Source organism: Flavobacterium sp. NPDC079362, assembly GCF_050267765.1.
Taxonomy (GTDB): Bacteria; Bacteroidota; Bacteroidia; order Flavobacteriales; family Flavobacteriaceae; genus Flavobacterium; species Flavobacterium azizsancarii.
Genome location: NZ_JBNNFM010000016.1, coordinates 47864 through 71597, shown reverse-complemented (window position 1 = coordinate 71597; position 23734 = coordinate 47864). Strand labels below are relative to the sequence as shown.

Sequence of the window (23734 nt, the reverse complement as noted above, 5' to 3'; positions counted from 1 at the left end):
GGGAGAAATCACATTCATGAATCGACAAAGATTAACTTCCTTTGCGGAGTTCCTTGTGTGATTTCTCCCTTTGGTCGAAATTGACAAATTCTGGCGTTATACCCCAGAGGTTTTTAAAACCTGTCGGGTTTGTGAGACTAAAATTATTATACAAAACTTTGTGAGGTTTCTCCAAAAACTTTGGGATCGATCAGCTTCACAAGCATACAAAAAAAAACGTAGCAACTTCGTGCCTTCGTGGTTAAACCTAAACCGGAATCTGTTGGCTCAAGCAATGCAATGTCCCAAATCCCCAGATAAAATCAACACAACTTATTCCGATTACTTCTCTGTCAGGGAAACATTCTGCTAATATATTTAGCGCAACTCTGTCATTGCTATCATTAAAGGTAGGAACCAAAACACAATTATTCAAAATTAAGAAGTTGGCATAACTTGCCGGTAATCTTAAATCTTCAAAATCTACTCGTTTTGGCATTGGCAATGCTACAATAATTGGAAATTTTCCATCTTCTAATTTTGCATTTTGCAAACGCTTCAAATTATCCTGTAATGGTTTGTAATTGGCATCATTTTTATCTGTTTCTACAATTGTTACAATCGTATCTTCGTTTACGAATCGGCATAAATCGTCGATATGACCGTGCGTATCATCCCCTTCTATTCCATCTCCTAACCAAATTACATTTGTAACCCCTAAGTATTCCTTGAAAACAGCTTCGTAATCTTCCTTCGTAAAATTCTTATTTCGAACCTGTATAGATGGATGCATCAAACATTCTTCAGAAGTCAATAAAGTTCCTAGTCCGTTTACATCAATCGCACCACCTTCTACAATTACCGGCTTTCCTTTATATACCACTTGTGTTAAGGGAACATCAATAAATTCAGCAATTTTAGACGGAACAAATTTGTCTAACTGATAATTTTTATATTTTGCCCAACCATTAAAATTGAAGTTTAATGCTTCTCTTTTCGAACCATTTTTTACAATAATTGGTCCTGAATCACGCATCCAGCTTCTGTTGGTTTTATGAATGATAAAAGAGACGTTTGCAACATTTACATGGGCTCTTTCTAACATTTCGGCTACTTTTTCTTTTAGTTTTTCATCGGCTACGACCAAAAAAACAGTTTCAAAAGTGGCTACTTTTTTAATAAATTCTACAAAAGCCCATTGAACAGCCTCGTATTTACCTGGCCAGTCGTTGCCATTATGCGGAAAACACAATACGATTCCTTGTTGTTTTTCCCATTCTGCTGGAAATCTTCTATTATTTGTTGACATAAAGAGGTTCTAAATTTGAAAGAGTACAAAGATAATCATTCAAAAGGATTATAAAATAGTACAACTAAAATCATATCGTATTTATATAAATTATCTGATAAAAATTAAGTTAAAGATTAAATAATACAGCCTTAATATACACTCAGGATCTCCTAATTACATTTGGCAAAACTAAAAACACAAAAAATGAAAAAACTAAGTATGTCCTTATTAGCAGCTTTATCGATTATGATAAGCTGTAATAATGACGAAAATTCAAACAACGGAGTACCTGAAGTTGTTGTCAATGAAAACCCGGGAACTTTTAAAGAAATAGGCTCTATCACAATAGGTGGCGAAGGCGCAGCAGAAATAACGGCTTACGACGAAAAAACAAAGAAACTTTTTGCAGTAAATAATAGCGGAACAAACCAAATTGATGTAATTGATTTAACTGATCCGACAAAACCAGTCAAAATTGGTAAAATAGACCTGACTCCATATGAAGGAGCATCTAATAGTGTTGCTGTTTATGACGGAAAATTAGCCGTTGCCTTAGAATCAACTGTAAACAAACAAGGAAATGGAAAGGTGGTAATCTTTAATACTACTGATTATAGCCTAATCAAACAAATTACTGTAGGCGCATTGCCGGATATGGTTACTTTCTCGCCTGACGGAAAATATATTATGACAGCTAACGAAGGAGAACCAAATACTGATTATTCGCAAGATCCAAACGGTACTATTTCTATCATTGAGGTTGCTAACAATTATGCCGTTACGACTTTAGATTTTAGTTCTTTCAGCAGTCAGGCGGCTGCTTTGCAGAAAGAAGGTTTCAGAATTTCGAAGTTCGCAAAAAGTTTCGCACAGGATATCGAACCAGAATATGTTACAATTTCTGATGATTCGAAAACGGCCTGGGTAACATTACAAGAAAATAATGGTGTTGCAAAAGTAGATTTGACTTCTAAAACTATTACCGCAATTTACCCGTTAGGATTTAAAAATTTCAATACTGCAGAAAATGCTATTGATGTTAGCGACAAGGATGATAAAATAGCTTTTAATCCCTGGAAAGTAAAAGGGATGTATATGCCTGATGGTATTAGCCACTTTTCTGCTAATAACGTTCCTTATTTTGTAACGGCAAACGAAGGTGATGCAAGAGAATATACCGCTTATTCTGATATTAAAAGAATGAAAGACATGAAACTTGATGCAACTGCTTTTCCTGATGCCGCAACTTTAAAACTAGAAACAAATCTGGGAAGATTAAATCTTATTGCGGATATGGGAGATACTGATGGAGATGGAGACCTTGACGAACTAGTTGCTTTTGGAGCTCGTTCTTTCTCAATCTGGAACGGAAATACCGGAAAAATTGTTTACGACAGCAAAAATGATGTTGACAAAAAAACGAATGAACTTGGTACTTATGATGACAAACGCAGCGATGATAAAGGCTCAGAACCGGAAGCTGTGGTAGCTGTTAAGATGGGAAGTCAGAATATTCTGTTTGTTGGCCTGGAAAGATCAGATGCTTTTATGACTTATGATGTAACCAATCCAAATTCGCCACAATATTTGCAAACTGTAAAAACCGGAGATGCCCCTGAAGGGATTTTATTCATCCCAGCTTCTAAAAGTCCAACAAAAAGAAGTTTGTTAGTTGTTAGTAGTGAGGGAGATGGCACAATAAAAATATACCAACCAGATTTAAAATAACTTTCACATTTACAAATTCCAAAAGGGGCTAAATATAAATTTAGCCCCTTTTTTTGCCCAAATATTTTGATTGTTTTAACGTATTTACATAAATAAAACCCAAAAGGTGGGAATTATGTAACACCAAATAGAACACAAATTAAAACTCCTGCTATAATTTTGTCAATGAGTTTAAAACGAAAAACTCTTAAATAATAACAATTAAATAAAAATTGGATATCATGAAAAAGAAATTAGCTTCAGTCTCGCTTTTACTACTAACATTCGCTGCAGGCGCGCAAAATATGGCAACGACTTCGACTCAGCCATCAATTGACAAACCTGAATACAATAAATGGTCTGTTGAATTGAATGGCGGGGTAAACAAACCACTTAGAGCAATAACTCCTGGTTATTCTACTGAATCTCTTAACCTGTTTCACGCAGATTTAGGTGTAAGATATATGTTTAATCCTAAATTTGGTTTGAAATTGGATGTTGGTTATGATCAATTTCAAGAACGTGATGACACTCCTGAATTTGATAGTAAATATTACAGAGCGAGTTTACAAGGGGTTGTTAACCTTGGTAGAGCTTTAAACTTTGAAACCTGGACCAATACTTTCGGTTTATTAGCACATGGTGGTTTTGGTGTTTCTCAATTAAGCTCCGACAAAGGTTTTGACGGAAAAGATTACATGGCTCATGGAATCGCTGGTTTAACAGGACAAATTAGAGTAAGTGACAGAATTGCAATTACTGGAGATCTTACCGGTATTGTTAACGGAAGACAAAACCATAACTTTGATGGTCAGGCAACAACTACTACTGGTTCATTAGACGGTGTATTATTGAATGCTTCTGTTGGTTTGACTTTTTACTTAGGTAAAAATACTAAACATGCTGATTGGTATTCAGAAGAAAATGAAAGATTAAATCAATTAGAAAACAGAGTTACTACTATTGAAACTAATCTTATTGATACTGACAAAGATGGTGTTGCTGATTTATACGACTTAGAACCTAATACTGTTTCCGGAGTTGCTGTAAATACAAAAGGACAATCTATTGACAACAATCAAAATGGTGTTCCGGATGAATTAGAAAGTTACCTAGACAAAACTTATGTTAAAAAAGGAAGCGAAAGTACAACTACAAACAATACTGTTGAAGAATTGATTAACGGTGGTTATGTGAATGTATATTTTGACTTTAACTCTTCTAAACCAACAAATGCTTCGTTATCAGGTGTTGATTTCTTAGTGAAATACTTGAAAAACAATCCAGGTAAATCTGCAGATATCATAGGAAATGCTGACGAAATTGGAAGTTCTAGTTATAACACTGAATTATCAAGAAAAAGAGCTGAAGCTGTGAAAAAAGTAGCTGAAAATGCTGGAATTGATTCTTCAAGACTGAATGTAATCGCTAATGGTGAAGACACTTCTGTGAACAAAAAATCTAAAGAAGCTCGTCAAATCGTAAGAAGAGTTACTTTCCAGGTAAAATAATCTTTTTATAAATAATAGTAAAAAGTCCGCTTCAAAATATTTGGAGCGGACTTTTTTTTACTGCAGGAAATAAAAAAAAGGACGAAATTATATTTCGTCCTTTTTCTATTATATATTAATTAACTGAATTAGTCAATTGCTCTTTTTGTAATATCACCGAAAGCATCGATTCTTCTGTCTCTGAAAAATGGCCAGTTCTGACGTACATTTTCCTGAAGATCTAAATCAACCTCAGCAATCAAAATTTCTTCCTGATCATGAGAAGCCTGTGCTAAAATCTCGCCTTGAGGACCTGCAATAAACGACGCTCCCCAAAACTGAATTCCTTCGGTACCTTCGATATATTTTTCTAAACCAATTCTATTTGCTGCAGCAACAAAAACTCCATTTGCAACCGCATGACCTTTCATTACATTCATCCAGGCCCCATATTGGTTTTCTCCGTACTGTTCTTTCTCTTTTGGATGCCATCCAATAGCTGTAGGGTAAAACAATACTTCGGCTCCTTTTAAAGCTGTAATACGTGCAGCTTCAGGATACCATTGATCCCAACAAATAAGTGTTCCTATTTTTCCTTTTTTAGTTTCAATTGCTTTAAAACCTAAATCACCAGGTGTAAAATAGAATTTTTCGTAGAAATGAGGATCATCCGGAATATGCATTTTACGGTATAAACCGGCTTCTGTACCATCTGTATCAATAATATAAGCACTGTTGTGGTAAACTCCAGCCATTCTTTTTTCGAAAAAAGGAACAATTATTACAACTCCCAATTCTTTTGCCAATTCGCTAAAAGCAATAAATGAAGTACTGTAAAGTGGTTCTGCTAAAGCAAAATTATCGACATCTTCACTTTGGCAAAAATAATGACTGCTATATAATTCCGGTAACAAGATTACTTCTGCTCCTTTATTGGCAGCGTCTTTTACCCAACTGATACATTTTTTAAGATTATTTTCGGCAACGTCGTTAAGATTTAATTGTATAACGGCGATTTTATATTTTCTTTTCGGCATGACATAAAATTTAGACTGCAAAAATAGTAATTTTTGGAGGAATGACAAAGAGTGTTTCTTTACTTACTATTATAAAAAAAGAGCTTATTAAGCTCTTCATATTTGTTTTACAAAATCACTTTTTTGTCAGAAATACCCTAACAATACAAACAACTTCATTCTCGGTATTCTGGTTCAATTTCATCTTTTTGATATTGTTCCGTAAAATGAATATCCTTTGTAATTTTTAAAATATCATTTTTTATATTGTGGGCGCTTTGAACTGATTTTTCTTTGTAATAATTAAAAATATTTTTTAAACTGATCTTTTGCTGAATTTGTCCAAATTATCTTTTTAACTTCACTCATTACCAATTCTCAGATTCTATTTCTAAATCTTCCTGCGAAATCACATTATCCTTTTTAATATCTAATTTTGCAGTAGCTAATTCTTCTTTATAAACAGCTCTTGTAATTGGTTTTCCCTCAACAGAAAAAACAACTATTTCTTCTTCCTGATAGCTTTCAATAACCGCTTTAACAACTTTTAAAAGACGTTCGTCTGCAGCATTTATATATTCTAAAACACTATCTCTTAATTCTAAAGCACCCATAATTATAATCTTTTAATAATTCAAAGATAGCTATTTTGACTCATTTTTTTATTTAGTTAATTATAAAATTCCTGCAGATCTAACTTTCATAAAAAAAGAAAGCCATTCTACAAATATTTCAAACATTTGCAAAATGGCTTCTAACCTAAAACCTAATTATTCAATAACCACTTTTGTCGTTATGAATTCCTTATCTGACTTTTTGAATTTGATTTCAAAAGTTCCTTTTGTTGCTGATTTAAATTTGTAAACTGTTTTCTTTGGATCCGGAACTTGTAGTGTACAAACTCCTGTTGGATATTTTGCTTCAACTTGCAATCCTTTTTCTGTTCCAATTGTAGCGTCACTAATTTTACTAAATTCTCCACAAGCATTATCTACGATAAAAGTTACATCATAACTAAGCTCTTCATTTACTTTTCCGGTTTCAGGTCCTTTAACTTCTGTTACTAGCGCCACTTTTGTTGTAGCATCAGGAACACTTGGTTTGTCATCGTCATTGCTGCATGAAATTAATGCAGTTGATAAAAATAATACTACTAAAGCTGATTTAAATCTAAAATTTTTCATATAAAATAATAATTAATTGTTAATTACTATGAAGATGCAGATGGGTTGCTTTGGTTGCTTACTAAAAATGTTAAATAATTCAACAAAAACATTAAACAACTGTATACCAAAACATTAATTAAATAATATTTTTTAAGCAACAACAGTTATTTCTTATAAAAATTATAATTTTCCGTATAGCCCCGATACAAACGGCATCCTTTTTATCTGCTTTTTGCTGATAAAAAGATACAGTTGACAGCGGGACAAATGGTATGTTTAAGAGGATGATTTTGCTCCAAAAAAAAACACCAGCCTTTCGACTGGTGTTTTAAAATTTACGTGACAATTTTATTTTCTATTTCTTTCCAAGTATTCTTTTAACAAGATTTACAATGGCTAAAACTATAAATCCCAAAATAATTCCTATTGTAAATTCTTTTATAATTGATGGCAAGTTTGGTACTAAATCGTGGAAAAAATCAATATTATGAACAAATATCCCTCCTGCTACTAAAATTAAAGCTATTGTACCAATTACAGTTAGGCCTTTAATAACAATAGGAAGTGCCTGTACTAATATATTTCCGATGATTTTTAAAATACTATTTTCTTTTTTGCTGATCTGAATTAGTTTAAGTCCCGCCTCGTCCATTCTAACAATAAGAGCAACAATACCATAAACACCAACAGTGGCAATTACGGCTATTATTGAAACTACTATAATTTGCTGTAAAATAGGCTTTCCTATTACAGTTCCTAATGCAATGATTACTATCTCGACAGACAAAATAAAATCAGTTAATATTGCCGATTTCACTTTTCCTTTCTCAGCTTCCAGAATTTCTTCTTCCGTAAAAGTTTGTGATGTTATTCCTTCTGACTCTTCATGTTTGTGCGGAAATATAAATTCATAAATTTTTTCGGCTCCTTCGTAGGCTAAAAATAATCCTCCTAGTACTAAAATTATTATAATCGCAACAGGAAAAAAGGCGCTTAGCAAAAAAGCAATAGGCAAAATAATCACTTTGTTAAGAAGTGAGCCTTTACTAATTGCCCACAATACCGGAAGTTCTCTTGACGAAGCAAATCCCGAAGCTTTTTCAGCATTTACAGCCAAATCATCGCCCAGAATTCCCGCTGTTTTTTTTGCTGCAACCTTACTCATTACTGCAACATCATCCATAATTGCTGCGATATCATCTAATAGTACGAAAAAACCTGATGCCATTATACTTTATTTGGTTTTAAAAACTACGTAATTGACTGGCTTTGAGTATCCGGTTTACTTTACGAGTTTGATTATTTAAGTGCGCTAATCTAAGACTTTTTTTGTCGACTTTTTTATCTAAAATTTAACTGCATTGTCCCAAAAGTACCCAAATAATTATAAAAACGAAGATTGTACCAAAACATCCTCCACCTAATTTTTTAGCTCCGTAGCCCGCTAGTAATCCTCTAAAAATATTATTCATAGTTCTCCTTTTTTACACTGTTAATCAATTATTTATAATATAAATTTACAAAAGTAAAGTTCATCCTTTAATCTTTGAATGTAATTATATTACTTTATAAAAAAGTTTCATTATTTACTGATTTGATTTCGATAAAGATCAAAAAAAACACCAGTGTTTCCACTGGTGTTTCCTTAATATTAAAAACCAAATAAATTATTCTTCAGTATGTGGATGATTATGAGTCTGGTTTCTGAAAACCAATTGCCCATCAAAAGCATCTAATAAAATGATGCTGTCTGTAGTAATCTTTCCTGCCAAAATTTCTTTCGACAATTGATTCAGCACTTCTCTTTGTACCACACGTTTTACAGGTCTTGCACCAAATTGAGGGTCATAACCTTTGTCTGATAAATATTTGATAGCTTCTGGTGTAGCATCCATGACAATACCTTGTAAGGCAAGCATTTTTGTAACACTCTTAAGCTGTAAACTAACAATTTTAGAAATATTCTCAACTGTTAAAGGTGTAAACATTACAATTTCGTCGATACGGTTTATAAATTCCGGACGAACTGTTTGTTTCAACAATCCTAAAACTTCAGCTTTTGCAGCTTCTGTTGCAGCTTCGATACCTCCTTTTAAATTCTCAAATTTCTCTTGTATAATCTGACTTCCCATGTTGGATGTCATGATGATAATTGTATTTTTAAAATCGGCCAGACGACCTTTGTTATCTGTCAAACGACCTTCATCCAGCACTTGTAATAAAATATTAAAAGTATCAGGATGCGCTTTTTCGATCTCATCTAATAAGATTACAGAATACGGTTTTCTACGCACGGCTTCAGTCAGCTGACCTCCTTCGTCATAACCTACATATCCTGGAGGCGCACCTACTAAACGACTCACACTGTGACGTTCCTGGTACTCACTCATATCAATACGCGTCATCGAATTTTCATCATCAAAAAGATATTCGGCCAGGGCTTTTGCCAGCTCTGTTTTACCCACTCCAGTTGTTCCTAAAAATAAGAACGTTCCAACTGGTTTTTTCATATCCTGCAAACCTGCACGACTTCTACGAACGGCATCACTTACGGCTTCAATGGCTTCTTCCTGCCCTACTACACGTCTGTGCAATTCATCTTCAAGATGCAATAATTTTTCTCTCTCAGTCTGCAGCATTTTCATCACAGGAATACCTGTCCATTTTGCAACAACTTCGGCAATATCTTCTCTGGTCACTTCTTCTTTAATCAAAGAATGTCCGGATTGGTATTCATGTATTTGTTTTTGTAAAACTTCAAGACGCTCTTGCGCTTCTTTTATTTTTCCGTAACGAATCTCGGCTACTTTTCCGTAATCACCATCACGTTCTGCGCGATCAGCTTCATTCTTAAAGTTTTCAAGTTCTAATTTTACTGCCTGAATTCCATCTACTACATCTTTTTCAGATTTCCATTTCGCGTAGATTTCATTTCGTTCTTCTTTCAGGTTAGCCAGTTCCATTCCTAAAACTTTGAGCTTGCTTTCTTCCTTCTCACGTTTTATGGCTTCAATCTCAATTTCCAGTTGCATTATTTTTCTATCCAGAACATCTAATTCCTCAGGTTTTGAATTGATTTCCATACGTAATTTAGAAGCAGCTTCATCCATTAAGTCAATCGCTTTATCCGGTAGGAAACGATTGGTAATATAACGTTGAGAAAGCTCAACAGCTGCAATGATCGCTTCGTCTTTTATCTGAACCTTATGGTGTGTCTCATACTTTTCCTTGATTCCACGTAAAATTGAAATCGCACTTTCTGTATCCGGCTCATCAATTATAATTTTCTGGAAACGGCGTTCAAGCGCTTTATCTTTCTCAAAATACTTTTGGTATTCATCCAGAGTCGTCGCTCCAATCGCTCTTAACTCTCCACGAGCCAATGCCGGTTTTAGGATATTGGCAGCATCCATAGCGCCTTCTCCTCCACCTGCACCTACAAGTGTATGAATCTCATCTATAAACAAAACGATATCACCTTCGGCAGCTGTAACTTCTTTTACAACTGATTTTAATCGTTCTTCGAATTCCCCTTTAAATTTTGCACCCGCAATCAATGCACCCATATCAAGCGAAAACACAATTTTATCCTTTAAGTTTTCCGGCACGTCACCATTAACGATTCTTCGCGCCAAACCTTCGGCAATTGCAGTTTTACCCACTCCGGGCTCACCAATTAACATTGGGTTATTCTTAGTTCGACGTGTCAAAATTTGTAAAACACGTCTAATTTCTTCATCTCGTCCAATAACAGGATCTAATTTTCCTGTACGTGCTAATTCGTTTAGGTTTTTAGCGTATTTATTTAATGAATTATAATTTTCTTCAGCAGAAGCTGATGTAACTCGTTCACCTTTGCGAAGTTCTTCGATCGTAGCTTTAAGCCCTTTTCCTGTAACTCCCTGATCTTTTAAAATCTGAGAAACTTTACTTTTTGAATCGAAGATTGCCAAAATTAAATGTTCGATAGAAACATATTCATCGTTCATTTTTTCAGCTATAATCTCTGCTTCATTCAACGCTTTGTTTGCATCTCTGGAAAGTAAAATATCACCTCCGGAAACTTTAGGAAAGCTCTGAATTGTACTGTCTAGTATTTGTAAAAACAACGGAACATTTACATTTAGTTTTTTCAAAATAAAAGGAGCTACATTTTCATCTACTTCAAAAATAGCTTTAAAAATGTGTTCGTTTTCTATTTGCTGCTGTCCGTTGCGTTGTGCCAATTGCTGTGATAGCTGTATGGCTTCCTGCGACTTGGTTGTAAATTTATTTATGTTCATATGTATACGATTTATGGTTGATTATCAGTTATACTATTTGATATCATTAAAATTACGATTTATTGGGTTAAATTTTTAACTTAAAATGATATAACTTTGCTTCAGATTATTCAAATTATATTCCATACTAAAAAAACAGACAAAATGGCATTAAACATTGATATTTAACTCATTTTTAACGCCAAAAAGTCATTAAACACGTCAAAATATGAGTTTTTTAAATTCAATCTTCGGAAATTCAGACAATACAGACTCTCCAAAAAGTAATGTAAACTGGACCGAATTAACAGATATAGCACAATTAATGGAAATTGCAGCCATTTCAAATGAAAAGCCGGTTATCATTTTCAAACACAGTACACGATGCAGTATTAGCCGAATGGCTTTGAAACAATTTGAACGTGAATTTGATTTAAATGATACTGTTGATGCTTATTTTCTCGATTTGATCGCACATAGAGATATTTCGAACGAAATTGCAAGCAGATTTAATGTATATCATGAATCCCCGCAACTAATTCTCATCAGAAATGGAAAGGCAGTTTATGATGTTTCTCACAGTGATATTGATGCTGTGGCATTAAAAGCTAAGGTATAATATTTTTCTCACATATTAAAATGTTTTTAAAATCATTAAATATGTGAGAAATTTTGTTTCCTTAAAAAGTTCCTTCTGAACCTCCTCCACTAAATCCACCACCACCATAATTCATAGGCGAATCTGGAGCTTTTGCTTCTGGCTTCATGCCAAATGCTGAGGCAACAATTAAAGCTTCGGCATTTAAAATTGCATTAGAATTATTAATTCTGTCCGGTTTAAATGTCAATCCTGCTTCATTATCTTTTAGTTTTCTAATCGAAAAGTAAGCCAGCGCAAATAAAACTAATCCGCCAAGGGTTAATGCTACTTCTATTGGTAAAACAGAGTAATAATATCGGATTGTATAGATGGAAAAACCTATGGCTAAAAAACTAATCCAAAGCATGATTCTATCCTTTGTCTTTAAAGCCTGAATCAAATATAAAACCGGAACAATAAAGGTAAAAGCATAAAAGAAAAAAGAAAAAGGAATATCTTCTCCAGGACGTACTTCACTTCCTAAAAAATCAATAGAAAGTTCTCTTACTACCAAATAATTACAAGAAAGATAAAACAATACCAAACAGAAGGTATTGGCTAATAAAAGTCCTTTGTAATAATAACTTTCTTTTAGATTGTTAAGTATTCTTTTAGTAAAAAAGTAAAAACCTGCCGAGATTAACATAGCTGCAAATGGTAAAATCATTTCTCCGATACTGCCCAGTTCAAACATTCCGTAAAATAAAACTGCTGACGCCGCCAAACAGAAAACCAATAAAGACAATAAATGCAAATATCTTCTGTACATAAAAAAAGAAGCTACGGCTACAAAAATTGCAACTTGTATTTCATAGCCCTCTGTAGTTATAGCAATAGCAAATCCTACATTTAAAAGGGCTCCCAAAATAAAAGCATCGTCTAAGCCATGTTCGTAATATTTTTGCTGGGCAAGAAACTCTGCTCCTGCAAAGCCAACAATAGCAAAAAGATAACAGCATATGCTAAAAAAAGTACGTTCAGAATAAGAAGAACCTGTTAATCCCATTAATGCAATTACACCACATATTGAAAGGTACAAGAATGCTCCCAAGAGAAAAAATCCTATCCGAACTAAAATATTACTTTGTCTCTTAAAAGCCGGCAACTCTTTTTTTATAAAAACTTTTTGTTCCTTGCTGATAAATCCAGCTGCCTCTAATGAATTTGCTTCTTCGACTAAAGTCAAATTATCTAATAAATTTTTATCGTATACTATCATGCTGCAATTTCTTTATTGAAGGTTTTAATCAATTTTATAAACATTATTATAGAACCTATAAAATATACAGGAAGAATTAAAATTAATAATTGCCAAAAATCAGAGAAATCGACAGCTTCGCAAAGCCTGAACAAAAAGATATTTAGACCAATATAAGCGTAAATGATCATAAATACATACAATGACATTGCCTTCATTTGATGACTTACTTTATAAAAGTAGAAAGAAGAACCAGCTAAAATGAATGCAAAAACGATCCAAATACCGTAATAATAATATATTAAATTATTGATTGACGCAATACTTATTATATGCAATGCAAATGTGAGGTAGATAATCTTAAAATGTGTTTTTAACTGAATTTTTGAACTATAAATGGTCCACAAAATCAATAATCCACCTAACATAACTGCAGAATAACCTAAACTTTGTCCTGAATAAAAACGACTGTTATTTAGTAAATCCTGAGGAGTAACCGAAAGTCCTACGTAGGCTGCCAAACCAGTGATTGCAATCGCTAAAACACTTTTATTATCAAAATAATAAGCGCAGAAGAAACTGACGACAGTTGGAATTAATGTCGCTAAACCATAATGAGTTCCGAAAGCTTCATATTGAAACTGCAAATAGCCTATAAAAACACATGTTAGAATATTAGCTGCTAAAACCAGATATTCTAAAACCGGATGTTCGAATGCAGTCTCCTGTTTTTGAAATCCTTTTGAATTTTTAAAACAGAAATAAAAGCAAACTACGATAACAATTAACAATAGTGAAAGAATTGCAATATGCCCAATACTGTCAATATTATTATAAATTAAAACTCCAATTCCTGAAGTAAATAATAAAACGGACAAATAAAGAAACAACTTCAATTCTGCATTTAGCGAGAAAATATTCAAATTGCGATAGGACGTTATTTCCTCATATTGATTTTCTGTTATAAGATTTCTCTCCAAGAGCGCTTTAGTAGCCTGATCATCAAATTTATTCATATTTATATTTGTAAACGTACAAATCAAAAATAGTCTTTTTTTTGTTTGAACAGGGCCTTAAGAGTAAAAATATACTTACTAAAACATTGTTTCATTTTACTTTAATCAAATGTCAATGTAATATTTTTGCAAAACAATTGTTTATAAACTTTATTAAACTAAATTCGTGTAATCGATTACATTTAACTATCTAAATAAAAAAAACCACAAAAACTAACTTATAAAATGAAAAAAAATCTCTTTTTACTCTTTCTGCTATTGAGCATAACTAATCTTTTTGCTCAAAACTATTGTATGCAATCGCCGGAAGGTTTTGGTGCCGCAACTACCGGAGGAGGAACTGCAACTCCTGTTACAGTGACGTCTTACGATGATTTGCTGGCAAAAATTAAATCAAATTCACCAGAAGTAATTTTAATTTCAGGAACAATTACAATTCCCGGCGGAAAACCTATCCAACAAATAGTGACTAATAAATCAATAATAGGATTACCGGGCGCAAGGCTTGTAAATGAAAACCAATCGAACCCGGGAGCAGGAATTTTATACTTGAAGTTGGGTTCTGATAATGTCATTATAAGAAATTTAATTTTTATTGGCCCTGGTGCTTATGATATTGACGGACAGGATAATTTGACAGCAGATTGCACGAATCTTTGGGTAGATCATTGTGAATTTCAGGATGGTCAGGACGGGAATTATGACAATAAGGGAAAAACAGATAATGTGACAATTTCGTGGTGTAAATTTACGTATTTAAAAGGACCAAAATCCGGTGGTTCAGGCGGAGCTGATGATCATAGATTTAGTGATCTTATTGGCTCAGGTAAAAATGATTTTCCGGCTGATGGTCATTATAGCATCACTTTTAAAAATTGTTACTGGGCAGACGGCTGCAAACAAAGAATGCCTCGTGCCCGAAATGCAGAAATTCATATTCTGAATTGCTACTATAACACGTCAGAATCTGGCTCTTTGGCTATTGGTTTAGGCGGAGGTGTTAAAAATGCAACTTGTTATGTTGAAGGTACTGATTTTGCACAAGTAGATAAAGTGTTTAAAGACTACATCAGTACAGATGGTGGAACTGTTGGAATCGCATTCTCTAATTGTCGTAAAGCTCCAATGGATTTTGGTACACCAGTAAATAAACCGGATTATAGCTACACCACTATTCCTCTTGGAAAAGTAGAAGAATATGTAGCCAATACATCTTGTGGCGCGGGGGCAACACTTCAGGTAAGTGCTGCAGGTATAATATCCAGTTCCTGCAATAATAAAAGCTAATTAAAACTTATTTATACAAAAAAGCCGATTTGTATCAAGTACAAATCGGCTTTTTTGTTGTTGAAAATACTTTTAAAAAGCTGCTTTCATTTTATCTTTGATAGCATCTAAACATAAATTATTGATACTTCCTTCGTGCGTGTGTTTGGTTTCTTTAGGAGATTGATATGTTCCGGCTTCCAATTGTTCTGCAACGGCTTTATATGCGTCTCTAAACGGCATCCCGGCAACTACCATTTCGTTTAGTGTATCTACTGTAAACAGATAATTGTATTTTTTATCTTTTAGAATATTATCTTTTACTGTAATGTCTTTTACGGAGAAAATTGCAATATCTAAACAAGCCTTTAGGTTTTGAAGCGCTGGAAACAAACCTTCTTTTAAAAGCTGTAAATCTCTGTGGTAACCACTTGGTAAATTATTCGTGATTAAGGTGATTTCGTAAGGAAGCGCCTGAATCTTGTTGCATTTTCCTCTGATTAATTCAAATACATCAGGATTTTTCTTGTGCGGCATAATGCTGGATCCTGTTGTAAGATGTGCCGGCAAACTGATAAAATCAAAGTTTTGACTCATATACAAACAAACATCCATAGCAAATTTTGACAAAGTTGCTGCAACACTGCTCATTGCAAATGCGACTGTTTTTTCTGCTTTTCCGCGACTCATTTGAGCTGCAACTGCATTAAATTTTAAGGTTTCAAATCCTAATTCCTGGGTTGTAAAAGTTCTGTTGATTGGGAACGAGCTTCCGTATCCTGCAGCTGAACCTAATGGGTTTTGATCTACAATTTTTAAAGCTGCGTTTAACATCGTTACATCATCGATAAAACTTTCGGCATAAGCAGAAAACCACATTCCGAATGACGATGGCATGGCAATTTGCAAATGCGTATATCCCGGCAATAAAACATTTTGATGTTTCTCTGCAGATTCCATCAATAAATCAAACAATGTTTTCACTTGTTCTTTTAAAGCTTTTAATTCATCTTTAAGATATAAATGAACATCTACCAGGACCTGATCGTTACGAGAACGCGCCGTATGGATTTTCTTTCCTGCATCGCCCAATTTTACAGTTAATAAATATTCTATCTTGGAATGTACGTCTTCGAAACTGTCTTCGATTTCGAAATTTCCAATCACAATATCAGCTATGATTTCGTTTAAAGCATCTACTAAAGAAGTAGTTTCCTCCTGAGTCAATAAACCAATTTGCCCAAGCATTTTAGCGTGTGCAATAGAACCTAAAGCATCATATTTTGCGAGAACCAAATCAAGTTCACGATCGTTTCCTACTGTAAAATGCTCGATTTGTTTGTCTGTTGGTATTCCTTTTTCCCAAAGTTTCATAACTTAGATTTTTAGACTTCTTAGATTATTTAGATTTTTAGACTTCCTAGATTATTAAATCTTATAAAGTGTATATTTTCTAATTTATTCTAATGTCATTGTTTATACTTATGGTGTTTCTAGCCCCGATAGCAGTGGAAATCCTTTTATTTTTTTCTTTAAAAAAATAAAAGATTGGAACGGATAGCGGGAAATAGCTCCTAATTAATATTATAGTTTAAAGAAATCTGTTAGTATTTTGATATACAAGTCGACCCCTTCTTCGATTTCGTTGATAAAAATAAATTCGTCTGCTGAATGTGACCGCAAGGTTTCGCCTGGTCCTAGCTTTAATGACTGACAGCTCAAAACAGATTGATCTGAAAGTGTTGGCGATCCATATGTTGTTCTTCCTAAAGCGATTCCCGCTTGTACTAAACCGTGGGCAACCGGAATAGACGATGCGTTTAAATGCATTGACCTTGGCGTTACTTCGGCATTTACATTGGCTTTTACAACTTCAAGGATTTCAGTGTTTGAATAACAATCATTGACACGAATATCAACTACCAAATCACATTCTGATGGTACAACATTGTGCTGTTTTCCTGCGCTGATTTGTGTTACGGTCATTTTTACAGGACCTAAAACATCTGATATTTTATCGTATTTATAGTTTTTAAACCATTCCATTACCGGAATTGATTTATAAAGCGAATTGTCCTCATTTTGGTGTGCAGCGTGGCTTGCTGTTCCTTTTACTTTTACGTCAAGAACCAATAAACCCTTTTCCGCCACAGCCAATTGCATTAAAGTGGGTTCGCCAACAATTGCGCAATCTAGTTCAGGTAAGTGTTTTAAAACGCTGTTTAAACCGTTTTTACCGCTGCTTTCTTCTTCTGCCGATGCTACAATTACAAGATTATGTGATAAATTCTGATTCTCATAAAAGTGAACAAAGGTTGCCAATAAAGAAACCAGACATCCTCCGGCGTCATTGCTTCCTAATCCGAATAATTTGCCATCTTTTTCGATAGCTTTAAAAGGATCGTTTGTATAGGCCTGATTTGGTTTTACAGTATCGTGATGAGAATTTAGTAAAAGTGTTGGTTTATTCTCGTCGAAATATTTATTGAAAGCCCACACATTATTATTTTCCCTCTCAAAAGGAATTTCATTCTGATTGAACCAATTTTCGATTAAAAGTGCTGTTTGGTCTTCTTCACTTGAAAATGAAGGGGTTTCAATCAGGCTTTTTAATAATGCTATGGCTTCTTTTGTAAGCGTTTGTATATTTTTCATAGTGTGTAGGTTCTCTGCCACGAAGGCTCAAAGTCACAAAGTTTTTTATTGATTCTTTTGATCAATTTTGCGACCATCTAAATTTGCGCAAATTTCTTAAATTAATATTTAAAATGCCTTGCGTAAGGCTATTTTTTTGCCACAGATTAAAAGAATTTTTACAGATTTTTCTAAATCATTTTAATCTTTTAATCTCTGGCATTCTCTTTTTATAACGTAATCGTTGTGTGCGGAATATCTGGATTTTGAAGCATTTTGTGATGCCCAATTTTGATTTTCTGAACGCCTCTTGATAAACTATTGAAGCAATTATCCAGTTTGGGAATCATTCCGGAATGGATTACTTTTTCGGTTTTAAGTTTATTATAAAGTTCTTCATTGATTTCTGTTATTACAGAGTTATCATCTTCTGAATCTTGCAAAACTCCTTGTTTTTCAAAACAGTATGTTAGCGTAACATCAAAAAATTCAGACAATGCAATGGATAGTTCGCTTGCAATGGTATCGGCATTTGTATTTAATAACTGTCCGTTTTTATCGTGTGTAATGGCGCAGAAAACAGGAATTATCCCTGCTTCAAGCAATGTTTTTAGTAAACTTGTATTGACTTGTTTTACATCGCCTACAAATCCGTAATCGATCGTTGGGTGATTTCGTTTTGTCGATTGAATCAAATTTCCGTCAGCTCCTGAAAAACCAATTGCGTTATTGTTTTTTGCCTGCAATTGCGCCACAATATGTTTATTAATTAGTCCGGCATAAATCATTACCACAACATCCAGCATTGGAGCATCAGTAATTCGGCGTCCGTCAATCATTTGAGGAACCAAACCAATACTTTGAGCCATTTTTGTAGCTGACTTTCCTCCTCCGTGAACTAAAACTTTATAGCCTTCGATTTTAGAAAAATCAGTTAAGAATTGTTCTAACTCGGTTGGATTATCGATTATGTTTCCACCAATTTTTATTACGGTAACTTCCATTTTTCTTAAGGTTCTAAGGTTCTAAGGTACTGAGGTTCTAAGAAACTTAGCATCTTAGCAACTCAGAACCTTAGCGACTTTATTACAATTTCTTTAAAATCTTTTGTAAAACTAATTGTGCTGAATACGTTCTGTTATTCGCTTGCTGAATTACGATTGAATTCTCACTATCAATAACTTCATCAGTTACAATTACGTTACGACGTACAGGAAGACAATGCATGAATTTTCCGTTATTGGTCAATGCCATTTTTTCGGCTGTTACTGTCCAGTTTGGATCTATGTTGGTTACTTTTCCGTAATCGTTGAAGTTACTCCAGTTTTTTACGTAAACGAAATCGGCATTTTCGAACGCTTTATTTTGATCGTATTCGATTTTGCAATCTTTTGTGATTTCCGGGCTTAGTTCGTAACCTTCCGGATGTGTGATTACAAAATCCATGTCTTTTTGCATTTGCATCATTTCTACAAAGGAATTTGCCACTGCCTGAGGCAACGCTTTTGGATGTGGTGCCCAAGAAAGCACTACTTTTGGCTTGTGTTTCGTTTTGTACTCTTCCATTGTAATCGCATCTGCCAATGATTGCATTGGGTGACGAACGGCACTTTCCATGTTTACAATTGGCACTGTAGCATGTTTCAGAAATCCTGAAATTACCGTTTCGGCATAGTCTTTTTCTTTGTCTACTAAACCTGCAAAAGCACGAATGGCAATAATATCACAATATTGAGATACTACTTCTGCAGCTTCTTTGATGTGTTCTGAAGCGCCGGAGTCCATAATGGCTCCGTCTTCGAATTCTAATGTCCATCCCTCATTGGTGAAGTTCATCACCATAACATTCATCCCTAAGTTTATAGCCGCTTTTTGAGTACTCAAACGCGTTCTTAAACTAGGATTGAAAAATAACATTCCTAAGGTTTTGTTTTTACCTAAGGCTTGATTTTTAAGTGGGTTCTTTTTGATTTTTAACGCACTTTTTACCCATTTTGATAATGAGTCGATATCTTGTATTGAAATATAATTCATGTCTTTTTGTATTGTGTTATTTAGACGCGGATTAAACTGATTCGCTAAAGCGAAGACGCGGATAAAAACTGATTTTTTCTTTTTTTACTTTCTAATTTTTCTGTTATTTTCAAAAAATTTCCGTTTGAATTCCGGTTTCTTTCCAAAATTCAGGAGTAAACCGACCTCGCAATTTGTTCCTCTTAAATAATTTAAAATTTGGTTTTCAAATGCCGGAGCAATGCTATCAGCCACTTTTAATTCAAGAATAACTGAATTTTCAACAATTAAATCTGCATAATATTCTCCCACTTCAATTCCTTTATAATAAACTTCTATTTTTCTTTGAGCTTCAACATTTAAACCTTTACTTTTTAATTCCAAGTACAGGGAATTTAAATAAACCTTTTCTAAAAATCCATATCCTAATTCATTATAAACTTCATAAAAAGTTTTAATAATGACATCCGTTAACTCTTGATGAAATAATTTCATAATTTCAAAAATTTGAATGAAATACACTACATATTAATCAAGCACAAATATAAAAATCCGTTTTTATCCGCGTTTTCGCAAAGCGAATCCGCCTCATCCGCGTCATAATCAGACTATTTTTGTAAACGCAATTTCATTTTGCAATGCTTTTAAAATAAAATTATCATTTAATCCGTTGACAATCCAGGTTTCGATGTTGGCTGCTTTTGCAATTCCGGCAGCTTCTATTTTCGACTGCATTCCGCCTGTTCCGTGTGATGATTTTGAATCTCCAATTTCTTTTTCTAATACTTTTAGATCATTTACTACTCTAATCGTTTCAGGGTATTCATCATTGAAAGAATCTTTGGTATAAATTCCGTTTGTATTGGTCGCAATAATTAGAATATCAACTTTTAGCAGTACTGCTGTTAAAGCCGCTAATTTATCATTATCCCCAAACCGAATCTCATCTGTGGCAACGGTATCATTTTCATTTATAATCGGAATGTAATTGTTCTCAACCAACACATTAATCGTATTGACAATATTTACTTTCGACTGATCTTTTTCAAAATCTGAATATGAAAGCAGACATTGAGAAGTCAACAGGCCTAAGTCGCTGAAGTTTTCATGGAAGATCCTCATTAAATGTGGTTGTCCAATCGAAGCCAAAGCTTGTTTTAACGCAATTTCTTTGCCTTTACTTTCAAGTTTCACAAATTGCTTGGCGGCTGCGATTGCTCCTGAACTCACGATTACAAACTCGTAATCTTTGTTGAGAGCGGCGATCTGCATACCAATATCCTCGATCTTTCCCCGCGAAATATGATTGGTTTCTTTGGTTAAGGTATTACTTCCTATTTTTAATAAAATCCGCTTTTTTCCCATGTTGTTATTTTAACCCCGATGTTTTTTTAACCGCAAAGTGCGCAAGGTTTTTTTATATTGTTTGTGTTTACAAACTCTAAAGTTCGCAAAGCTTTGTCTTTAATAAATTCCAAAATTTAAATTCCAATAATCAGAAATCAGAAATCGTAAATCTATAATCTGAACTCTAAAATCACCTAATTTGCCCATCTCCGTAAACATACCATTTGTTTGTTACAAGATGCTGTAAACCAATTGGTCCGCGTTGATGTAATTTATCGGTGCTTATTGCTAATTCTCCGCCCAGACCAAATTGTCCTCCATCGGTAAAACGTGTCGATGCATTTTGATAAACGGCAGCAGTATCAACAGCATCCATAAATTTCTGTGCTGCTTTGTCGTCTCTGGTAATTATTACCGCTGAATGTCCTCCGCAATATTTGTTGATTTTATCAATTGCATATTCGTCAGAATCAATTGTTCCAATTACAATTTTATAATCCAAAAATTCTTCGTACCAGATATCTTCGCTTTGAAGTGTTTCTGTATCTTCAAAGTTTTTCAGAGATTCATCAACAATTACTTCTACATTATACTCTTTTAATTCTTCGATTAAAATTGCTGTAAAACCTTCAAAATTTGGTAATTTAGAATCTATTAAAACTTTATCAACTGCATTACAAGCTGAGATTTTAGATGTTTTCGCGTTCAAAATTACTTTTAAAGCCAAGTCTGTATCAGCATCTTTATGAACGTAAACAAAATTATTTCCGCGTCCGCTTACAATTACCGGGCAAGTCGCGTGTTGTTTGACAAACTCAATTAATTTTTCTCCTCCTCTTGGAACAATTAAATCTACTTTTTGAGTTGGTTTTTCTAAAAAAGCCTGCGTTTCTGCACGGGTATAATTCAAATACTCTACCCAGTCTTTCGAAACTGCATTTTCCTGTAAAGCCTCGTGCCATAAATCAACAATCTTTAAATTGGATCTCAAAGACTCTTTTCCTCCCTTTAATAAAATCTTATTTCCGGATTTAAAGGCAATTCCTCCCGCTTCGATTGTAACGTCTGGACGAGATTCATAGATAATTAAAATTGTACCAAAAGCTGCCGTTTTATTAATGACTTTTATTCCGTTATCATGAACAAAATGAAAACGCTCAACTCCAACAGGATCTTCCTGAGAAGCCAATTGTTTTAACGATAAAATCATCTCGTCGACTTTTTTATCATCTACTTTCAGGCGTTCTTCCATCGCTAAATCTGAGCCATCATAGGCTAGCAAATCCTCTTGATTGGTAAGAATAATTTGGCTCCGCTCCTGTTCTACCAGTTTTGCCATGGAGTGCAAAACCAGATTGCGTTTTTCTATTGATAATGGATTCATAATTTATAGTTGGTTGTTTTTTGGTTGCTTCTTTTTGATTGAAACTTATATATACCTAACAGGTTTTGAAAACCTGTTAGGATATTGAAATCTAATTCTGAAGCTCTTCTAAACTTTCTTTTAAAGCTACAATAAATGTATCGATATCAGCTTTTTTTACTGTAAGTGGTGGCAAAATTCTAATTAGATTTTTGTTATTGGCACTTCCTGTAAAAATATGTTTTTCGATGATTAGTTTTTTTCTTAAAGCTGCAACATCAAAATCAAATTCAATACCAAGCATTAAACCTTTTCCTTTTACTTGTTTGATTCCCGGAACTTGCTTTATTTGCTCTGAGAAATAGGCCGAAACTTCGTTTACATTATCTTGTAAGTTCAATTTCTCCATTACATCCAGAACTGCAATTCCTGCAGCACATGATAAATGGCTTCCGCCGAAAGTAGTTCCTAATAATCCGAAACTTGCTTCAAATTTTGGCGAAATTAAAATGGCTCCAACCGGAAAACCGTTCCCCATTCCTTTTGCAACTGAAATAATATCAGCGTTGATCCCGTGATGTTGAAACGCGAAAAACTTTCCGCTTCTTCCATATCCTGATTGTACTTCATCTAAAATCAAAACAACATTGTGTTTTTTACATGCTTTTTCCAATGCCTGAAAAAATTCTGTTGTTCCTTCATCTAAACCTCCAACTCCCTGAATTCCTTCGATAATTACTGCAGAAACATCTCCTTTAGCCAATTCAGCTTCAACTAATTCGATTTGGTTCAGCGGTAAAAAAGTAACTACTTGCTGTGCATTAATTGGCGCTACGATTTTCTTATTGTCTGTAACGGCAACAGCTGCAGAAGTTCTTCCGTGAAAAGAATTATGAAAAGCTATAACTCTTGATTTCCCGTTATGGAAAGAGGCTAATTTCAAAGCATTTTCGTTTGCTTCAGCTCCTGAACTGCATAAAAATAATTCGTAATCTTCTAATCCTGAAAGTTTCCCTAATTTCTGAGCTAATTCTACCTGCAAAGGGTTCTGAATTGCATTAGAATAAAATCCTAAATGATCCAATTGATTTTTCAATTTCGCCACATAATCAGGTTGTGTATGGCCAATCGAGATTACACCATGTCCGCTATATAAGTCTAAATATTCTACTCCGTTAATATCTGTAATTGTGCAGTCTAGTGCTTTTACAGGTGTGATATCATAAAGTGGGTATACGTTGAATAAATTCATTTTGTCTTTTGTTTATTTTGTTTCATGTTTAAAGTTTCAAGTTGTTTGTAGAACGTGAAACTGGAACTTGAAACTAGATTAAGCTTCAGTATTT

Annotated in this window: 20 protein-coding genes; 4 read left to right on the top strand and 16 right to left on the bottom strand. The window is 34.0% G+C overall.

Features of this window, described 5'->3' with window-relative positions:
• Positions 1-247: 247 nt before the first annotated feature.
• A complete protein-coding gene (locus ACQKCJ_RS14610; RefSeq protein WP_427402286.1) occupies positions 248-1288 on the bottom strand; it encodes an agmatine deiminase family protein in 1041 nt (346 codons plus the stop codon).
• A 186-nt stretch (positions 1289-1474) separates the two neighbouring features.
• Between ACQKCJ_RS14610 and ACQKCJ_RS14605 the strand changes: the two genes are divergently transcribed.
• Positions 1475-2998 (top strand): choice-of-anchor I family protein, encoded by a 1524-nt coding sequence (locus ACQKCJ_RS14605; RefSeq protein ID WP_271337744.1) that lies wholly within the window; start codon positions 1475-1477, stop codon positions 2996-2998.
• Positions 2999-3219: 221 nt separating this feature from the next.
• Complete coding sequence (locus ACQKCJ_RS14600; protein ID WP_427402285.1) at positions 3220-4488, top strand: OmpA family protein; 1269 nt, start codon at positions 3220-3222, stop codon at positions 4486-4488.
• 128 nt (positions 4489-4616) lie between these two features.
• Here the strand turns inward: ACQKCJ_RS14600 and ACQKCJ_RS14595 are convergent, their stop codons facing one another.
• The 5 genes from ACQKCJ_RS14595 to clpB all read right to left on the bottom strand — a co-directional run bounded on the left by ACQKCJ_RS14595 (position 4617) and on the right by clpB (position 10932).
• Positions 4617-5504, bottom strand: a complete 888-nt coding sequence (locus ACQKCJ_RS14595; RefSeq protein ID WP_427402284.1) for a carbon-nitrogen hydrolase — start codon at positions 5502-5504, stop codon at positions 4617-4619.
• Between the two features lie 347 nt (positions 5505-5851).
• Positions 5852-6097, bottom strand: coding sequence for a hypothetical protein (locus ACQKCJ_RS14590; RefSeq protein WP_427402283.1), 246 nt, complete (start codon positions 6095-6097; stop codon positions 5852-5854).
• Positions 6098-6253: 156 nt separating this feature from the next.
• Complete coding sequence (locus tag ACQKCJ_RS14585; protein WP_271338763.1) at positions 6254-6667, bottom strand: hypothetical protein; 414 nt, start codon at positions 6665-6667, stop codon at positions 6254-6256.
• Positions 6668-7004: 337 nt separating this feature from the next.
• Entirely contained in the window at positions 7005-7877 is an 873-nt protein-coding gene (locus tag ACQKCJ_RS14580; protein ID WP_271338764.1) for a DUF808 domain-containing protein, read from the bottom strand.
• A gap of 439 nt (positions 7878-8316) precedes the next feature.
• On the bottom strand, positions 8317-10932 hold the full coding sequence (clpB, locus tag ACQKCJ_RS14575) for an ATP-dependent chaperone ClpB (protein ID WP_271337197.1): 2616 nt from the start codon (positions 10930-10932) through the stop codon (positions 8317-8319).
• A gap of 208 nt (positions 10933-11140) precedes the next feature.
• On the opposite strand from clpB, the gene ytxJ reads away from it, so the two are divergent.
• Positions 11141-11530, top strand: a complete 390-nt coding sequence (ytxJ, locus tag ACQKCJ_RS14570; protein WP_427402282.1) for a bacillithiol system redox-active protein YtxJ — start codon at positions 11141-11143, stop codon at positions 11528-11530.
• A 61-nt stretch (positions 11531-11591) separates the two neighbouring features.
• Here ytxJ and ACQKCJ_RS14565 read toward each other — a convergent pair whose 3' ends face one another.
• Both ACQKCJ_RS14565 and ACQKCJ_RS14560 read right to left on the bottom strand, forming a co-directional pair.
• On the bottom strand, positions 11592-12770 hold the full coding sequence (locus tag ACQKCJ_RS14565; RefSeq protein ID WP_427402281.1) for a hypothetical protein: 1179 nt from the start codon (positions 12768-12770) through the stop codon (positions 11592-11594).
• A complete protein-coding gene (locus ACQKCJ_RS14560) occupies positions 12767-13765 on the bottom strand; it encodes a DUF2157 domain-containing protein (protein ID WP_271337194.1) in 999 nt (332 codons plus the stop codon). The genes ACQKCJ_RS14565 and ACQKCJ_RS14560 overlap by 4 nt, the downstream gene beginning before the upstream one ends.
• 225 nt (positions 13766-13990) lie before the next feature.
• Between ACQKCJ_RS14560 and ACQKCJ_RS14555 the strand changes: the two genes are divergently transcribed.
• Positions 13991-15052, top strand: coding sequence for a pectate lyase family protein (locus ACQKCJ_RS14555; protein ID WP_427402280.1), 1062 nt, complete (start codon positions 13991-13993; stop codon positions 15050-15052).
• A 72-nt stretch (positions 15053-15124) separates the two neighbouring features.
• Here the strand turns inward: ACQKCJ_RS14555 and argH are convergent, their stop codons facing one another.
• The 8 genes from argH to ACQKCJ_RS14515 all read right to left on the bottom strand — a co-directional run bounded on the left by argH (position 15125) and on the right by ACQKCJ_RS14515 (position 23640).
• Positions 15125-16405, bottom strand: coding sequence for an argininosuccinate lyase (gene argH, locus ACQKCJ_RS14550; RefSeq protein WP_271337192.1), 1281 nt, complete (start codon positions 16403-16405; stop codon positions 15125-15127).
• Between the two features lie 210 nt (positions 16406-16615).
• Positions 16616-17686 (bottom strand): M20 family metallo-hydrolase, encoded by a 1071-nt coding sequence (locus ACQKCJ_RS14545; protein WP_427402279.1) that lies wholly within the window; start codon positions 17684-17686, stop codon positions 16616-16618.
• Between the two features lie 209 nt (positions 17687-17895).
• Entirely contained in the window at positions 17896-18669 is a 774-nt protein-coding gene (gene argB / locus ACQKCJ_RS14540) for an acetylglutamate kinase (RefSeq protein WP_427402278.1), read from the bottom strand.
• 82 nt (positions 18670-18751) lie between these two features.
• Positions 18752-19699, bottom strand: a complete 948-nt coding sequence (locus tag ACQKCJ_RS14535) for an N-acetylornithine carbamoyltransferase (protein ID WP_271337189.1) — start codon at positions 19697-19699, stop codon at positions 18752-18754.
• 84 nt (positions 19700-19783) lie between these two features.
• Positions 19784-20173: a GxxExxY protein gene (locus tag ACQKCJ_RS14530; protein WP_427402277.1), complete on the bottom strand. Its 390-nt coding sequence runs from the start codon at positions 20171-20173 to the stop codon at positions 19784-19786.
• 108 nt (positions 20174-20281) lie between these two features.
• Complete coding sequence (proB, locus tag ACQKCJ_RS14525) at positions 20282-21043, bottom strand: glutamate 5-kinase (RefSeq protein ID WP_271337187.1); 762 nt, start codon at positions 21041-21043, stop codon at positions 20282-20284.
• Between the two features lie 172 nt (positions 21044-21215).
• Complete coding sequence (locus ACQKCJ_RS14520; protein WP_271337186.1) at positions 21216-22409, bottom strand: glutamate-5-semialdehyde dehydrogenase; 1194 nt, start codon at positions 22407-22409, stop codon at positions 21216-21218.
• Between the two features lie 91 nt (positions 22410-22500).
• Positions 22501-23640, bottom strand: coding sequence for an aspartate aminotransferase family protein (locus ACQKCJ_RS14515; protein WP_271337185.1), 1140 nt, complete (start codon positions 23638-23640; stop codon positions 22501-22503).
• Between the last annotated feature and the right edge of the window lie 94 nt (positions 23641-23734).

What these genes read in the sequence shown, in the direction of transcription:
- ACQKCJ_RS14610 (WP_427402286.1), bottom strand. Translation starts at nt 1,288, where the DNA reads ATGTCAACAAATAATAGAAGATTTCCAGCAGAATGGGAAAAACAACAA.
- ACQKCJ_RS14605 (WP_271337744.1), top strand. Translation starts at nt 1,475, where the DNA reads ATGAAAAAACTAAGTATGTCCTTATTAGCAGCTTTATCGATTATGATA.
- ACQKCJ_RS14600 (WP_427402285.1), top strand. Translation starts at nt 3,220, where the DNA reads ATGAAAAAGAAATTAGCTTCAGTCTCGCTTTTACTACTAACATTCGCT.
- ACQKCJ_RS14595 (WP_427402284.1), bottom strand. Translation starts at nt 5,504, where the DNA reads ATGCCGAAAAGAAAATATAAAATCGCCGTTATACAATTAAATCTTAAC.
- ACQKCJ_RS14590 (WP_427402283.1), bottom strand. Translation starts at nt 6,097, where the DNA reads ATGGGTGCTTTAGAATTAAGAGATAGTGTTTTAGAATATATAAATGCT.
- ACQKCJ_RS14585 (WP_271338763.1), bottom strand. Translation starts at nt 6,667, where the DNA reads ATGAAAAATTTTAGATTTAAATCAGCTTTAGTAGTATTATTTTTATCA.
- ACQKCJ_RS14580 (WP_271338764.1), bottom strand. Translation starts at nt 7,877, where the DNA reads ATGGCATCAGGTTTTTTCGTACTATTAGATGATATCGCAGCAATTATG.
- clpB (WP_271337197.1), bottom strand. Translation starts at nt 10,932, where the DNA reads ATGAACATAAATAAATTTACAACCAAGTCGCAGGAAGCCATACAGCTA.
- ytxJ (WP_427402282.1), top strand. Translation starts at nt 11,141, where the DNA reads ATGAGTTTTTTAAATTCAATCTTCGGAAATTCAGACAATACAGACTCT.
- ACQKCJ_RS14565 (WP_427402281.1), bottom strand. Translation starts at nt 12,770, where the DNA reads ATGATAGTATACGATAAAAATTTATTAGATAATTTGACTTTAGTCGAA.
- ACQKCJ_RS14560 (WP_271337194.1), bottom strand. Translation starts at nt 13,765, where the DNA reads ATGAATAAATTTGATGATCAGGCTACTAAAGCGCTCTTGGAGAGAAAT.
- ACQKCJ_RS14555 (WP_427402280.1), top strand. Translation starts at nt 13,991, where the DNA reads ATGAAAAAAAATCTCTTTTTACTCTTTCTGCTATTGAGCATAACTAAT.
- argH (WP_271337192.1), bottom strand. Translation starts at nt 16,405, where the DNA reads ATGAAACTTTGGGAAAAAGGAATACCAACAGACAAACAAATCGAGCAT.
- ACQKCJ_RS14545 (WP_427402279.1), bottom strand. Translation starts at nt 17,686, where the DNA reads ATGAAAAATATACAAACGCTTACAAAAGAAGCCATAGCATTATTAAAA.
- argB (WP_427402278.1), bottom strand. Translation starts at nt 18,669, where the DNA reads ATGGAAGTTACCGTAATAAAAATTGGTGGAAACATAATCGATAATCCA.
- ACQKCJ_RS14535 (WP_271337189.1), bottom strand. Translation starts at nt 19,699, where the DNA reads ATGAATTATATTTCAATACAAGATATCGACTCATTATCAAAATGGGTA.
- ACQKCJ_RS14530 (WP_427402277.1), bottom strand. Translation starts at nt 20,173, where the DNA reads ATGAAATTATTTCATCAAGAGTTAACGGATGTCATTATTAAAACTTTT.
- proB (WP_271337187.1), bottom strand. Translation starts at nt 21,043, where the DNA reads ATGGGAAAAAAGCGGATTTTATTAAAAATAGGAAGTAATACCTTAACC.
- ACQKCJ_RS14520 (WP_271337186.1), bottom strand. Translation starts at nt 22,409, where the DNA reads ATGAATCCATTATCAATAGAAAAACGCAATCTGGTTTTGCACTCCATG.
- ACQKCJ_RS14515 (WP_271337185.1), bottom strand. Translation starts at nt 23,640, where the DNA reads ATGAATTTATTCAACGTATACCCACTTTATGATATCACACCTGTAAAA.